Raw genomic sequence first — 12,577 nt, 5'->3', positions numbered from 1 at the left:
ATGTTTAATATATTTAAAAAACGCGGTTTTACAGTGGCTGCAGCTTGTGATGGGAAACTAATGCCAATTACAGATGTGAAAGATGAAGTTTTTTCTCAGAAAATGCTAGGCGATGGCTACGCCATTAAGCCTACAGATGGCAAAATTTATTCTCCTGTTGCAGGAACTGTCACCACAGTCTTTCCCACTAAGCATGCAATCGGCATTACTACTGATAATAATTTAGAAATATTGGTCCATTTAGGAATTGATACTGTGGAATTAAAAGGTGAGCCCTTTGAAGTGGCTGTCAAACAGGGTGATACTGTTAAGCAGGATGATTATTTGGCAAGTATGAATACAGAACTGATTACGGCTGAAAATTACGATGATACGGTAATAGTTGTTTATACTAATATGGACGTCATAAAATCTGTTTCTGATGTGTCGGCAGGTGATACGACCCACGGTGACACAGTTCAGACTCTGCAGTTTAACGCTTAATTATTTTTAAATAAGATGCTTCGACCGGTTAAATAAATTAAAGCCTTGAGCTTTAATTGCAATTTTAACTACCTCGGAGCGTTTTTTATTTAATATTGTAAAGGTATAGGTTTGGATTTATTATGAGGTTAACTAAAGATTAATCGTAGAATTATTCTGAATTTGAAAATCACTGGTATATTTGTGGGAAAAAGTAGCAAAAAGTATATTATCCTTAATGATATTTGTGCTGCCAAAAATAATTTTACTAACATGCTGCTAGTCGTGGCCAAGTGATCGACTATCCGAGAAAAAATAAGGAAATGATCAAAGCCTGCATTAATTTCAAATCAATTTTGAATTAATAAAAATAAATTAAAAATATTGTTGACTTTTTATTAATTACATATTATATTAAAATTAATCATATATGATTAAGAGAAGTATATAATAATGCTTTTGCTATCACAAATACTGTGCCAGCAGCTTCTGTTGGTAATTCTGCTTACGCTCAACTATCTAATGTCTTGAGTCAAGACGTCGTAAACAAAATTGACCCATATGTAGAAGTGAAAAATAATAAATATGTTCTTAATGACGATGTTAAAAAGGTTATTACTTATGCTGAATATGTCTCTGCTCAAGAAGTAATAGCCCATACCAATCAACTTATTAATGGATCATCTTTTGTAATAAATAAAAGCACAAAAACTGCAACTTTAGAATTTGAAATTAATAATTCTGGAAAATCAGTTAGAGTTTTACCATCAACAGAAGATTCTAAAATTCAACCCCGCGCAAAGCATCATTTTGGTGTAAATAAGGTTGAATTTGGATGGAATTACATTAGAGTTTTTATAGATAAACGCACTGCTAAAGCTGTTGCTTCAGGCGGTCTTGCAGGTCTCACAGCTATTATCACCGCTGCTGTTGACCCTGATTGAGGCCCTATAGTAGCTGCAATTGGTGCTTTTCTAAGTTCGACAATTGGTGACAATATTAAAGGTGGCGTTTGGTTTGATGTTAATTGGATACTTACTGGCATCAATCACTATCCAGTAATTACTCAGTGGGGCTGGCAATAATTCAATTTATAAAAGACAAAATGAATAGAAAGAAAAAGACTGAATCTGATTATTATGAATCGGTGAAATATCGTAACGCATTAGCGTACGGAATATCGACTGGAATTATAGTTTTCATATATCAAACATATTTATCACCTTACATAACTAATAGGTGGACAAATATTTTTGTACAATTTTGCATTATACTTTTGGATATTTTTATAGTTAATTGTGTGCTTCATTGGTATGACCGCAACAAAAAATAATTTAAATCAAATATTTTGTAGTCAATAAATGTGACGTATAACTAGAACTTAGACATCCAATTATTATGCAAAAGCCAATGTACGATTTTGATATGGATACGACCTCTGAAATTAAGATAATTTTTGAGGTCGTATTTTTATGGTTAAATTATCTTAATTTTGGTGGTTAACATTAATTACTAAACGATTTTTCGTATACTTTTTAATTTTAAGTTAGCACCAGTTGTTCGTTAGATTACACCCCTTTTGGTCTTCAAAATAAACAGGATTTAACTAAGATTATGAGCGCAATTAAGCATAGGGGAGTCACACTGCATTTTTTCGTCTTTGCGAGGCTTTTTGAAGATTCTAACCTGTAGAGTTGATGAATAACATCATTCTAGAGCTTTACAAGTACCAAACTGAGAGCGAACGTAAGAGAATTAAGGAACGGAAACGGCAGGACACATCCCAATTGCTAAATCTGAGGGCCGCTATCATGGCCGCAAGCCCAAATTCAATAAGAACAGTCTCCAATTGCAACACGCCTTTAAACTTTACCAAAGTGGTATGACTGATATTGCTGTCAGCAAGGTAACTGGAATCAATCGGATAACATTCAAACGATATAGAGAAAAATTAGGGATTACCCAGATAAGTTAATCAGGTTCTTGTGCAAGATCAGTTTAATCATGCTAGAATATAACTATAGAGAAAAAGAAGCCTTGCAAAAACAAGACTTCCTCTCTGAATTTCAAGCAGCCGCTTTAAAGGCGGTTAGCTAGATTATAGTTTGGTTAAAGACCAATCCCATAACGTGCTAAAGTTATTGTTGGGACGGTCTTTTTTTATTTGTGTTTGTCGATATAGGTCAACAAGACAATAATAAACGAGGCAAATGTCAGCGCTAATTCTAGCGCATGGTACACACTCAATAGCTGGACACCTTTCTAAAAGATTTCGTGCCATAGGCACCCTCTCCCTTCAAGTGAAACAGCCAGCCGCCCTCAAAACAATTTGCTATCAATTCAAACTTAATTATAGCAAATATTGTATTGTTCCTGAATGATGATGTGAGCCCCAAATTTAGGACAACTTTTAGAAGCTCAGTACATATTAATTTCGTGTTTTTCTTATATTTAGTTATCTTTTTGCCCTGAAAAAGATAATTTCTCTTGCCGCAACAATTGGACCGGATGATTGATAAATCGTCAGATGCACTTTTTTAGCGCGCACATCCCGCAAGCCTACTACCTTGTTTTTAGTATCAGCCTTCCACTGTAAGTGGTCTGCGTAAGTAGTGTAGTTTTCACCATCTGTTGAAACAGCAATTGAAACAATAAGAGGATCACCATTATGATCAATATTCCGGGGCACAAAAACCATTCTGCTTAGCTTTTCAACCTTTTCAAAGCTAAAAGTTAATTCCAGTGGTTGCTCAGGTGAAACAGATTGGCTAGTTTGCCATTCGCTCGCCAATTTCAGGTCAGTCAAATAGGACAGGGGATGGTTTTCTTTACTATCACAGTTGCTGGTTACCTCAATGTTTTCAATCGCATAGTCTTTGGCAGCGTGTTTCGTAATGACACCGAAAAGGTCAGACCATTCAGAAACTTTATTTCTAATGGCATAACGCATCCTAATAATATAGCGGGTATTAGGCGCTAACTCATGAAAAGTAAAACTTTTGCCGGTAATGCCAACATAAAGAAGATTATTAATTTCAATCTGCACGGCACTTTCATGAGGCCAGGCAAGTTCAAATGAATGAGCCGAGATCTTACTTGAATCTACTGCCGGTAGTTTTGGTGACGGCAAGACGCCACTGGTAATTTCGTGTACTAACACGTTTTTGCCATAGTTGAAGTTACGGACTGTGATTTCTATTTCAGTGGCGGTAATATCTCTAGCGGCTAATTTTATTTGCAGCGCAGTCTGCGTGTTCTTATGGTATTTTTTAAACTCATCGAGGCCGTAATTAGTATTATAAAAAATACCTTCATGAGCATGATTGAAAGCAGCCAGCGAGCCGTATTCTTCTACGGGGACAACTTGATCATTAATTTTAATAGTTACAGCATCAGGGTAAGAATCGCACATAATTGTCAGACTGGTAGGTTGTTCAACGAATTTCTTTGTCAAGTTACCCTCAGTCGGTGCAATAGTGACCACCAGCTTTTCCTGCTCAACTTTACTGCAGATTTTAGTAGTATAGCTGTTACTTGCAGCAATTGTCCCATCATCGTCATAGCTAATGGCTTCACTCTGCTCTTGGGGATAAAGTAGAAAATCACGTTTATTCCAGTCAAAAATACTGCCACCCCGAACAAAAACCGGTAGATGCCATAATGGGAAAGTTAAGTTATTGTAGACCTTGCCGCCAGCATATTTTTTACCGGTAAAAAGGTCAATCCACAGCGTTTTTTTGCCTGGCAAATATAAATTATCCTTACGAGAATCACCGTTTTTGTCTTCGCGACCATTCGTAATAGGAGCAATTAAAAGGTTGGGTCCCAACATAAACTCGTTGCCAAACTGAGCTGTATAATTAGCACGTTCATCAGGAAACTCGCTAAATAGTGGCCGCATAATCAGCTCGCCGCTTTTTGTCCGTTCATTTAACGTATAAATGTAACTGGCTAAGTGCTGACGCAATTTAAGATAAGCCAGATTAATTTCAGTTATTTTCTTATTATAAGCAAACGGGTTTTTACTGAAATTACCTTGATCATCAAAGTTAAATAGTAAAGCGGTAAAACTTTTCCATTCGAAGTCACGGACATTGATTTGAGCGTTGCCGCCGCCTTGCAGACCATCAACCGCTGCCCCAACTAAAGGTTGACCGGAAAGATTTGCTCCCAGTAATCCCGCAACTTGATTAGTAATATTGTCCCAGTTACCACCGATGTCGCCAAAAATAAGTGCGGCGTTTTTTTGCATGCCAGCGGTGCCGCTGTCAGCTAGCACTAGAGGCCGCTCTTTTTGTGATTCACTTTGGAGTTTTGCCGTATCTTGAGCTGCTTCGTCAGCTGCGGTATAAGTAAAGTCAGTTTTTTCAGGTAGATCAACTTCACCCTGATGCCAAAATCCGGGATGAACACCCTGAGTTTGCGCGTATTCATTAAAGAAACTAAGTGCCTGCTCATTTTCGGGTTGCTCACCATAATTAGGGACAAACCAGCTTATTGGAAAATGCATGGCGTGATAGCGATCAATTAGCGCCCTTGCGGAAAACTGGTAGTTTTCTTCGCCATTAAGTGAGGCCTTACCCGAAGCGGCATTTTCATCTTTGGTACGGGTATAATAATTGTTGCCAATTTTGCTGGCATTTCGCTCCTGGGCATGGCTTGGCTGCCATAAGGTCGTGCAGAAATTGCCGATATGGCCGAGACCTAAAGCATACTTAGGCAGTAACATCGGCTTGCCCGTTAAAGTGAAATAGCGCTGTAAAATTTCCTTGGGGGTAGTGCCAAGGAGGTAAAAAGTGTCAAAAACAGCATCTTGATGAGCGAGGATGGTAACTCCCCGCTGGGTTTTACCAAAATCATAGCTTCCCGCTGCAGTGGTATTTCTTAATTCACCATAACCGGCATTCGACCAGAAAAAGGGGACAGGCATAATTACACCGCCTTTTCCAGTTATTTGATCATGCTTAATTGCGATTTTATGGCCTTTATGACTAAAATAACCATTTTGCAGTCCACCACCGTAGAAAAATTCGTTTTGGTTTTCTGCTAAAAATTCTCGCGTTTCGTTTTTACTAAATTCGAGCGGTTGCGACTGACGCATCCTATTATGATGCAGCGATTCATCAAAAATACTGAGCACAGCCGGATTTTGGCCGAAAATAATTTGATAGTTGCCTGTATGAATGATTAAGGAATCGTTGGTAGCTCTGACCTGAGAATTGGTAAAAGCAGTATTATCAAATTGCGACAGCTGAATGTTTGCGACTTGATTTTCACTAAAATTTTGCTCTGGATCAATTAAAAGGCGAAAAATACCGTCAGCTAAGACGTAAAAGTGCGCAATTTCGCCAGTGGCAAAGTGTAATTCATAATAATGGTCACACTTGCTGGCACCAGTAAGTGCTCCCAATGAGTGTTTATTTGTTTGCGTATTTTGAATCATGATTTTTGCTTCCTAATTAGTTACCTACACCACTATTATAACTAAAAAACTAAAACTTTCCGTACTATTTGAAATTGAACTGGTAAAGACCAGTTGATTAAGCTAAAATGAAACTATAAGTAAGAGGTTTATTTTATAAAAGAAAGGCCAAAATATTATGACTTATTATATTCATGCAGATAAATTCTTTCTTGAAAATGTAACTGAACAAGGTGGTTACTTAGAAGTACAAGATGACGGCAAATTCGGCTTTTATTATACTGAAGACCAAAAGCCGGAAGGTAAAATTGTCGATTATAAAGGTAAGTGGATAGCACCGGGACTTGTTGACACTCACGTTCATGGGTCACTAAAAGAAGACGTAATGAAAAGTGATTGGGCAGGAATTAACCACTTGTCAGAAGGCTTTTTGCGTTCAGGTGTTACCAGCTGGTTGCCAACGACTTACACTGCCGGTGCTGATACATTAAGCAAAATTTGTCAGATGTTTGGCGCCCATAAGGGTGAAGAAACTGGTGCTAAGATTCAGGGACTTCACTTTGAGGGCCCATACTTTACTGCGGAACATGCTGGTGCGGAAAATCCGAAATACTTGATTGACCCTGATATTAACCAGTTTAATCAATGGCGCGAAGAATCAAAAGGACTTTTAAATAAAATTTCTCTTGCTCCTGAAAGAAAAGGTGCTAAAGAATTCATTCGTGCAGCTGTTAAAGAGGGCGTAGTTGTAGCTTTAGGACACTCAAGCGCTACCTTTGCAGAAGCTAAAGCCGGTGTTGAAGCTGGTGCCACTATGTTTACTCATACTTTTAACGGGATGCCTGATCCGTCACACCACGATACATCAATTTCTAATGCGGCAATGGCGCTGCATAATGTGACAGATGAGTTGATCTGTGACGGTCATCATGTTCAAAAAGAAATGGTACGGGCATTAGTTCAGCTTAAAGGTGCCGAACATATTTGCTTGATCACAGACTGTATGGAAGCTGGCATGATGCCTGATGGTGACTACATGTTAGGTGAGTTGCCTGTTTATGTTAAGGAAGGTATGGCTCGCTTAAGGGGTGGCAATAATTTAGCCGGCAGTATTTTACAATTGAAGACTGCCGTTAAAAACGTTGTTGACTGGAATGTTGCTACGCCGGAAGAAGCAATCATGATGGCCTCTTACGTACCGGCTAAGAGCGCTCATGTTTTAGATAAATGTGGTTCAATTGCTCCTGATAAGGACGCTGATTTCTTAGTATTAAACCCAGATATGACTTTAAGCGAAACTTACTTAAATGGTGAATCACGTTACAAAGCATAATATGACTAATCGATTAAATTATAAAAAGCCAATTCATCAAGTTGAATTGGCTTTTTGCTTGCTATTATTAACTATATTTAGCTCTTTATTATACACTATACGCTTTTACTATAAGTTAAATTAATTGCACTTTTTTCACCCCGGATATAGTCTAAGAATATAGTACGTGCTATTAATAATTAAATAGACGGAGAGTGAGAAAATGGCTAAAACAGGACAAGATAGGTTGAATGACCCATTTTTGAATAAAGGGACTGCTTATACAGAAGAGCAGCGAGAACAATATCATTTAGTAGGGATGTTACCGCCAAAGGTGCAGACTCTTGAAGAACAAGCTCGCGATGTTTATTTACAATACCAGGAAAAATCAACGAATCTAGAAAAACGAATTTTTCTAATGACGATTTTTAATACTAACCGCGTGCTGTTCTTTAAAATTTTTAGTGAACATGTCACTGAATTTATGCCTATTGTGTATGACCCGACAATAGCTGAAACTATTGAAAATTACAGTCATTTGTTTGTGAATCCGCAATATGCCGCATTTCTGTCAATTAATGAACCGGATAAAATGGCAGAAACATTAAAAAATGCGGCTGATGGCCGTGATATAAAACTAATAGTGGTTACTGACGGTGAAGAAATTTTAGGAATTGGTGACTGGGGCACTCAAGGCGTCGACATTTCTGTTGGCAAGTTGATGGTTTATACTGCTGCAGCTGGTGTCGATCCAGCATGTGTATTACCCGTAGTTCTTGATGTTGGTACTAATAATGATAAATTACTTAATGATTCGCTTTACTTAGGCAACCATCAGCGTCGGGTGAATGGAGATCCTTATTACCAATTTGTTGATCGCTTTGTGCAAACTGTAGAAAAGCTGTTTCCGGGACTATATTTACATTTTGAAGATTTTGGCCGGGATAATGCTGATAATATTTTAAAACATTATCGTGATCATATTCTAACCTTTAATGATGATATTCAGGGTACTGGAGTCATTGTTTTGGCTGGTATTTTGGGAGCCTTAAAGATTAGCGGACAAAAGTTAACCGAGCAAAAGTATGTCTGCTTTGGTGCTGGAACTGCTGGTACTGGAATCGTGGAACAAGTCTACGCTGAGATGTTGCAAGCAGGTTTACAGCCTGATGAAGCACGCAAGCACTTTTACTTAGTGGATAAACAAGGATTGCTTTTTGAAGATACACCTGATTTAACACCAGCGCAAAAGCCTTTTGCAAGAAAACGTTCTGAGTTCAGTAATGCTGACCAGCTTAAAGATTTAAAGAGTGTCGTGCAGGCAGTTCACCCTGACATTTTAGTAGGAACTTCAACCCGTTCAGGTGCTTTCACTCAGGATATTGTGACGGAAATGGCTGCCCATACCGACCGGCCAATTATTTTCCCATTATCAAATCCAACTCAATTGGCGGAGGCAAAAGCAGAAGATTTAATTCATTGGACTAAGGGCAAAGCCTTGGTAGCAACTGGTATTCCTGCTGATCCAGTTGAATATAATGGCGTCAAGTATGAAATAGGTCAAGCCAACAATGCTTTGGTTTACCCCGGACTTGGTCTTGGTGCTTTAGCTGTTAATGCCAAAATTTTAAGCGATGAAATGATTAGTGTAGCAGCCCATTCACTTGGCGGCATTGTTGATTCTAGTAAACCAGGTGCAGCGGTTTTGCCACCAGTCGAAAAATTGAATGTCTTTTCTCAAACTGTAGCGAAAGCTGTGGCTAATAAGGCAATTGCTGATCATCTTAACCAGAACGATTTTCAAGATGGTGAAAAAGCTGTAGCAGCACTTCGCTGGACGCCAGAGTACGCAGATGAGCAGGAGTGAGAATAAATGCAAGCCTTTATTACTTCGTTAACCAGTGTAGTTGAGCTGTTACTTGTAATTGCCTTAGGTTATTGGCTGCGCACGAGTGGCAAACTGGGTGACCAGTTTAAAGGCAATATTTCTTATTTGATTATGAATATTGCTCTGCCTGCTTCAATTTTTGTTTCTGTTTTAAAATATTTGAATCGACAAAAATTGTTCGGTTTAACAGGTGGCTTAATCTATGCCATTATCTGCTTTGCCCTAAGTTATTTGTTTGCCTGGTTATTATGCAAGGTTTTGCGAATTCGCAAGGGTCGTCGTGGTACTTTTATTAATGCCATTACGAACGCCAATACCATTTTTATTGGCCTACCATTAAATATCGCCTTATTTGGGCAAAAAAGTATGCCATACTTTTTAATTTATTATGTTTTAAATACTGTTTCTACTTGGGCAATTGGTGTCTTCTTCATTTCTAGTGATGATCCGACCGCACAAAAGAATAAGCAGCAAAAATTTAACTGGAAAAAGTTGTTGCCAGCGCCACTAGTGGGATTTTTAATAGCTTTGATTTGCTTACTGGTTGAAGTTCCAATTCCTGGCTGGATTACAGCCGTGTTGAGCATGGTCGGTGGTATCGTTACCCCAATGTCACTGATCTATATTGGTATTATATTGGCAGATGCTGGTTTGAAGTCAATCCACCTTGACCGTGATACTATTTGGGCATTGCTTGGCCGCTTTATCTTAGTACCGGCTTTAATGATGATTTTAATTGTTGTTGGTGCTAATTGGTTGCCAGCTTTGACAGGTCTAGCTAAACAAACCTTAGTTGTGCAATCTGCTACTCCTGCTTTGGCAGTTTTGCCAATATTAGTTGGTGAATCGCACGGGGATGTGCAATACGCTACCAACGTTGTGACCACCTCAACGGTCTTATTTGTAATTGTCGTACCACTGGTTTTGGAAATTACCCAAATACTAATATAATTAATAAAGAAATTGTAATATAAAACCCGTCTTTGATCGTATAAATAAGGCGGGTTTTTGTTAGGAAAATAATATTTGCAATTTTTATTTTTAATGTGTTATTTCTTCTTTTATTAATTTCAATATGATATTCTTTCCGTAGTGGATCCCATAGAAAAGGGAGAAATTTATTATGCAAGTTGTTAACAATTACTTTGCTTATACGGATAGCAAAAACTAGTTGCACTGCTTAAATCAAGATATGATTATGATATGTAAAAGAATATAATAAAGGTTGCTTAATATTGGAACATAGAGAATTAGTCAAATCAAATGGTATTTCTGATAAGGCATTAAAAGCAATGGATGAATCTGTTGCCAATTTAAAAAAAGGAAAGGTGTCCGCACCAATAGATTTATCAGACTTTTAGATGAAATAGTATTTAAAGAAATTGCTAGTTTTGTGAATGTAAAGATTTATACATATAAACATATAAAAATCCTCTTAGTTAAATTGAAATCTAACTAAGAGGATTTTTAGCTTTAATTATAGTGAGTTTTGCAAGCTATAATAATTAATCGCTCATTTTTAACTGTGTAAACTAATCTATCTACATTATTTATTCTTCTTGACCAACCAATTTGATATTTTAATTTTTCCGGCTTGCCAATTAACATATTCATTCCAAGCTTCATCTAAAAATTCTACTGTCATTCTTTCTTCTGCTCACTATTTAAAAGATGATGTGAATGGATATCCTGATTATTGTTAATCTTTTTGAAACGCTGATTTAGTTCAGCTTGATTTTCCTCACTATAAAATGGATCCCTAACTTCAAACGGTAAACCACCTTCAGCAATACTTTTCTTTATAAATATATTAATGGCAGTCGAAAGATTAAGGCCTAGGCCGTTAAATATTTCTGTAACTCGGTTTTTATCTTCTGAATTAACTTTAACTGAAATCGAAATTTTGCTTTTTTCTGGACTTAGCATTATTGATCACCTCATATGCATAGTAGCACTTTAGATGTATTATGAAGTATAGTTAATTGCTTTAAATTTACATATAATGTACTAGCTAAATTATTGTTAGTAAACATTTATAAAAAACGAAAATCAATTACAGTTTAAATAAATTATTTTATGGTTTTACCAAATCTTTTCTGCATTTTATTACTGGTATAGCCCAGTTTTTCGTAAAATTTATGAGCACCTAAACGTGATTCTCCTGAATTTAACCTAATTTCTTTCATGCCTAAATTTTTAGCTTGTTTTTCCAAAGTGTGCATAAGTTGACTGCCAACGCCTTTCTTTTGGGCAGAAGAATCTACGGCTAAAGCTAAAACATTGAACATGGGGTCAAAGTAGGTTTCTTCAAAAATTTCTGCATGCAAATAACCTTCAACTTTTTGGGTATTATCATCTTCAAAGACCCAGAGATAGTGGTGTTCAGGATCATTTAGTAATCTCTTAATATTGGCTGTGGTTTTTTCAACAGAATAATCATAACCTAATTCAGTTTTATTGATTTTTTGAATAGCAGCACTGTCAGCTACTTGGCATTTTCTAATCATGAAAATTCCTTTCCTATATATTTTTTTCTTTTCGTGATAAAGCCATTTTAGCGCTCCCAACATTGATTAAAAAGTCTTATTTACATACCTTAAAAATGCGCTCATTTTAAACTTGGATTGGCTTAGTACACTGGTAGTAAAACCGTCTTTTACCCTTGTCAAAAATGTATTTTAGTTTTTAAAGAGGGAAACAAAATACTATATAGTGGAAATAATCAAAATAAGCCATTGATTTGGCAATAATACTTTATAGTTATTCAATATGCAAACAGTATTTGTTATAATTAATTTAGAATTCAAGCAAATTGTTTTGAGGGCGGTTGGCTGTTGATCCGGAAAGGAGATGGTGCCTATGGCACGAAATCTTTTAGAAAGAGAAGCAGTCAATGAGCGTTTACCAGGCATTACAAATAATGTTGGCATTCGCCACGTTTATTATTGTGCTGTTGGATTATATCAATAATCACAAGAAATAAAAAAGACCGTCCCAATAATACTTTAGCAAGTTGGGGATAGTCTTCTATTACCTAGACAGCTAACCGCCTTTAGAGCGGCTGCTTGTTTTCAAAGAGGTCTTGTTAGCGCAAGGCCTCTTTTCTTTACAATTACATTATATCATGACTGAATTAATTTTGCACAAGTTGACTGAGTCAGGGATTGCATGTTGCCATTTATAATCGTTTTTTTACAGTTACAAAATAGGATTAAGGAAAAAATTAGTGCTAACGGGAAATTGTTCAGTATAAATATTAAAAGAAAATAAAATTATCTTATTGACTTTTAAAGATTAAAACCTTATTATTTTGGTTATCTAATATTTGTTTTTTATTAATTTAAAAGCCTGAGTTTTAATAATTAAGCTAAAAATTTCTTCACATGGCTTATTGGACAAGCTTAAGAGCAATATTGAATTTAAAAATGAGTATACATACTATAAGTGAAGAACTAGACTAACAAAATGCTATTTAAAAAATATTGAAAGGGAA

At 36.6% G+C, this 12,577-nt stretch carries 13 protein-coding genes; 8 read left to right on the top strand and 5 right to left on the bottom strand.

All coding sequences use genetic code 11. The annotated features are described in order from the left end of the window. The 3 genes from F5ESL0260_RS08435 (at position 1) to F5ESL0260_RS09655 (ending at position 2,437) form a co-directional block, all read left to right on the top strand. Positions 1 to 483, top strand: coding sequence for a PTS glucose transporter subunit IIA (locus tag F5ESL0260_RS08435; RefSeq protein WP_046325615.1), 483 nt, complete (start codon positions 1 to 3; stop codon positions 481 to 483). 455 nt (positions 484 to 938) lie between these two features. Next, complete coding sequence (locus F5ESL0260_RS08430; protein WP_122026574.1) at positions 939 to 1,406, top strand: hypothetical protein; 468 nt, start codon at positions 939 to 941, stop codon at positions 1,404 to 1,406. A 905-nt stretch (positions 1,407 to 2,311) separates the two neighbouring features. Further along, positions 2,312 to 2,437, top strand: coding sequence for a hypothetical protein (locus F5ESL0260_RS09655; RefSeq protein WP_366125492.1), 126 nt, complete (start codon positions 2,312 to 2,314; stop codon positions 2,435 to 2,437). 185 nt (positions 2,438 to 2,622) lie between these two features. On the opposite strand, the gene F5ESL0260_RS09650 is transcribed toward F5ESL0260_RS09655, so the two are convergent. Continuing rightward, positions 2,623 to 2,703, bottom strand: a complete 81-nt coding sequence (locus tag F5ESL0260_RS09650) for a putative holin-like toxin (RefSeq protein WP_366125493.1) — start codon at positions 2,701 to 2,703, stop codon at positions 2,623 to 2,625. A 214-nt stretch (positions 2,704 to 2,917) separates the two neighbouring features. Continuing rightward, positions 2,918 to 5,905, bottom strand: coding sequence for a TIM-barrel domain-containing protein (locus F5ESL0260_RS08420; protein WP_122026573.1), 2,988 nt, complete (start codon positions 5,903 to 5,905; stop codon positions 2,918 to 2,920). Between the two features lie 157 nt (positions 5,906 to 6,062). Between F5ESL0260_RS08420 and nagA the strand changes: the two genes are divergently transcribed. The 4 genes from nagA (at position 6,063) to F5ESL0260_RS09580 (ending at position 10,445) form a co-directional block, all read left to right on the top strand. Continuing rightward, on the top strand, positions 6,063 to 7,217 hold the full coding sequence (nagA, locus tag F5ESL0260_RS08415; protein ID WP_122026572.1) for an N-acetylglucosamine-6-phosphate deacetylase: 1,155 nt from the start codon (positions 6,063 to 6,065) through the stop codon (positions 7,215 to 7,217). Positions 7,218 to 7,419: 202 nt separating this feature from the next. Beyond that, positions 7,420 to 9,063, top strand: a complete 1,644-nt coding sequence (locus F5ESL0260_RS08410) for a malolactic enzyme (RefSeq protein WP_122026571.1) — start codon at positions 7,420 to 7,422, stop codon at positions 9,061 to 9,063. Positions 9,064 to 9,069: 6 nt separating this feature from the next. Continuing rightward, entirely contained in the window at positions 9,070 to 10,035 is a 966-nt protein-coding gene (locus tag F5ESL0260_RS08405) for an AEC family transporter (protein ID WP_122026570.1), read from the top strand. A gap of 284 nt (positions 10,036 to 10,319) precedes the next feature. Beyond that, positions 10,320 to 10,445, top strand: a complete 126-nt coding sequence (locus F5ESL0260_RS09580) for a hypothetical protein (protein ID WP_255410404.1) — start codon at positions 10,320 to 10,322, stop codon at positions 10,443 to 10,445. A gap of 112 nt (positions 10,446 to 10,557) precedes the next feature. Here F5ESL0260_RS09580 and F5ESL0260_RS09550 read toward each other — a convergent pair whose 3' ends face one another. From F5ESL0260_RS09550 to F5ESL0260_RS08385, 3 genes are all read right to left on the bottom strand, one after another. Continuing rightward, complete coding sequence (locus F5ESL0260_RS09550; RefSeq protein WP_233557734.1) at positions 10,558 to 10,638, bottom strand: type II toxin-antitoxin system YoeB family toxin; 81 nt, start codon at positions 10,636 to 10,638, stop codon at positions 10,558 to 10,560. Between the two features lie 87 nt (positions 10,639 to 10,725). Further along, positions 10,726 to 11,010 (bottom strand): type II toxin-antitoxin system RelB/DinJ family antitoxin, encoded by a 285-nt coding sequence (locus F5ESL0260_RS08390; RefSeq protein WP_122026569.1) that lies wholly within the window; start codon positions 11,008 to 11,010, stop codon positions 10,726 to 10,728. Positions 11,011 to 11,153: 143 nt separating this feature from the next. Beyond that, on the bottom strand, positions 11,154 to 11,591 hold the full coding sequence (locus tag F5ESL0260_RS08385) for a GNAT family N-acetyltransferase (RefSeq protein WP_122026568.1): 438 nt from the start codon (positions 11,589 to 11,591) through the stop codon (positions 11,154 to 11,156). A gap of 386 nt (positions 11,592 to 11,977) precedes the next feature. Here F5ESL0260_RS08385 and F5ESL0260_RS09645 point away from each other — a divergent pair, with 386 nt between their 5' ends. Continuing rightward, entirely contained in the window at positions 11,978 to 12,067 is a 90-nt protein-coding gene (locus F5ESL0260_RS09645; RefSeq protein ID WP_081945396.1) for a putative holin-like toxin, read from the top strand. Positions 12,068 to 12,577: the final 510 nt, after the last annotated feature.

It is taken from the genome of Lactobacillus sp. ESL0260, assembly GCF_003692935.1.
GTDB classification, from domain to species: domain Bacteria; phylum Bacillota; class Bacilli; order Lactobacillales; family Lactobacillaceae; genus Lactobacillus; species Lactobacillus melliventris.
This window is presented reverse-complemented; position numbering and strand designations above follow the sequence as displayed.

Coding starts and splice junctions, on each gene's coding strand:
- F5ESL0260_RS08435 (WP_046325615.1), top strand. CDS start 1: ATGTTTAATATATTTAAAAAACGCGGTTTTACAGTGGCTGCAGCTTGT.
- F5ESL0260_RS08420 (WP_122026573.1), bottom strand. CDS start 5,905: ATGATTCAAAATACGCAAACAAATAAACACTCATTGGGAGCACTTACT.
- nagA (WP_122026572.1), top strand. CDS start 6,063: ATGACTTATTATATTCATGCAGATAAATTCTTTCTTGAAAATGTAACT.
- F5ESL0260_RS08410 (WP_122026571.1), top strand. CDS start 7,420: ATGGCTAAAACAGGACAAGATAGGTTGAATGACCCATTTTTGAATAAA.
- F5ESL0260_RS08405 (WP_122026570.1), top strand. CDS start 9,070: ATGCAAGCCTTTATTACTTCGTTAACCAGTGTAGTTGAGCTGTTACTT.
- F5ESL0260_RS08390 (WP_122026569.1), bottom strand. CDS start 11,010: ATGCTAAGTCCAGAAAAAAGCAAAATTTCGATTTCAGTTAAAGTTAAT.
- F5ESL0260_RS08385 (WP_122026568.1), bottom strand. CDS start 11,591: ATGATTAGAAAATGCCAAGTAGCTGACAGTGCTGCTATTCAAAAAATC.
- F5ESL0260_RS09645 (WP_081945396.1), top strand. CDS start 11,978: ATGAGCGTTTACCAGGCATTACAAATAATGTTGGCATTCGCCACGTTT.